At 73.7% G+C, this 1,786-nt stretch carries 2 protein-coding genes and 1 pseudogene; all 3 read left to right on the forward strand.

Going from position 1 to position 1,786, the window contains the following annotated elements; all coding sequences use genetic code 11:
* Nucleotides 1–138: 138 nt before the first annotated feature.
* Nucleotides 139–537: a VOC family protein gene (locus tag AC27IO_RS23735; RefSeq protein ID WP_498741116.1), complete on the forward strand. Its 399-nt coding sequence runs from the start codon at nt 139–141 to the stop codon at nt 535–537.
* 13 nt (nt 538–550) lie between these two features.
* Entirely contained in the window at nt 551–1,027 is a 477-nt protein-coding gene (locus AC27IO_RS23740) for a GyrI-like domain-containing protein (protein WP_498741117.1), read from the forward strand.
* Nucleotides 1,028–1,093: 66 nt separating this feature from the next.
* Nucleotides 1,094–1,786 (forward strand): annotated as a pseudogene (locus AC27IO_RS23745) (helix-turn-helix transcriptional regulator); the annotation flags it as partial.

A 1,786-nucleotide genomic window follows, 5' to 3' on the forward strand; every position in this document is an offset into this window, starting at 1 on the left:
CGCCGTCCGAACCCCCCGGCCGAGCCCGCCGCCTGAGCCCGCGCGGCCGGGCCGGCGCAGCCTCCTGACACGACGCTGTCAGGAGGGCCCCCGCACCATGGCGTCCTTCGCAACAACGACCGAAAGGACCCATCCGCCATGAGCTCTTCTGCCCCCGCTTCTTCCGTTTCCGCCATCAGCTGGTTCGAGATCCCCTGCGCCGACCTCGGCCGCGCCCATGCCTTCTACGAACAGGTGCTGGGCCGGCCCATGCAACGCCAGACGATGGGCGGCGATCCGCTGGCCGTCTTCGCCTACGACCGGCCGGCCACCGGCGGCTGCCTCATCGAAGGCCCGAGCCGCCGCGTGGCGCCCGATGCCGGCGTGCGCATCTACCTCGACTGCGCCCCGGGCCTGGACGCCGCCGTCGAGCGCATCGCCCCGGCGGGCGGGCGCGTGATCGATGCCTGCATCGAGCTGCCGAACGGCATCGGCTTCATCGCGCACCTGTGCGACACCGAGGGCAACACCGTCGGCCTGCATGCCATGGCGCGCTGAAGGGGCGGGCCGCATGACCCCCACCCTGGAAACCTTCGGCGCCTTCACCGTCGCCGGCATCACCACGCGCACCTGCAACCGCCAGGAGCGCGACCCTGCCCAGGCCCGCATCGGCCCGCTGTGGCAGCGATTCGCCGCCGAGGGCGTGGCCCAGCGGGTGCAGCAGCCCGGCCTGGCGCCGCCCCGCGTGATGGGCGTGTACAGCCGGTATGCGTCGGATCACGATGGCGAATTCGACGTGCTCGCGGGCGTGGCCCTGGACGGCCCCGGCCCCGGCGCCGCGCCGGGTGTGGAGCGCGTGCAGGTGCCGGCTGGCCTCTACCTCGTGTTCCGCCGGCAGGGCGCGCTGCCGCAGGCCGTGATCGACACCTGGGGCGCGGTGTGGGCGCACTTCGGGCAGCACCCCGTGCCGCGCCGCCGCTTCGACGTCGATTTCGAGGCCTACGAAGGCCCCGACCAAGTGGCCGTCTGCATCGGCGTGCAGGGCTGACGCGCCCTGTGCGGGGCAGGGCACAATCCTCGCCCACGCCCCGATCCCGCCCCGATTGCCTCATCCATGCGCCGTGCCGACCGACTGTTCCAGATCGTCCAGCTCATCCGGGGCCGGCGCCTGTCCACGGCCGACTTCCTGGCGAAGCGGCTGGAGGTCTCGGCGCGCACCATCTACCGCGACGTGGCCGACCTGCAGCACCAGGGCGTGCCCATCGAGGGTGAGGCTGGCGTGGGCTACCGCCTGGGCGCGGGCTTCGACCTGCCGCCGCTCATGTTCAGCCAGGGCGAGGCCAACGCCCTGGTCGCCGCCGCCCGGCTGGCGCAGTCCTGGCTGGACACCGGCCTGGCCGGCGAGGTGGAAAGCGCCCTGGGCAAGATCCTCTCGGTGCTGCCGCCCGCGGCGCGTGCGGCCGCCGAGGCCCAGGCGCTCTATGCCCCGGCCGTGGCGGTGGACCCGCGCACCCAGGCCCTGCTGCGCCCGCTGCGCGAGGCCGTGCAGTCCCGCCACGTGGTGCGGCTGCACTATGCCGACGAACAGGGCGCCCCAGCGAACGCCGGGTGCGGCCGCTGGGGTGCTTTTACTGGGGCAAGGTCTGGACGCTGTCCACCTGGTGCGAGCTGCGCGACGACTTTCGCGGTTTTCGCGTGGACCGGATCGTCTCGCTCGACGTGCTGGACGAGCGCTTCACCGTGGAGCCCGGCCGCTCGCTGGCCGACATGCTGCGCCCGGTGTGGGGCCGCCCCGGGGTCGGGCCCG

The organism is Acidovorax sp. KNOB132 (assembly GCF_057541515.1).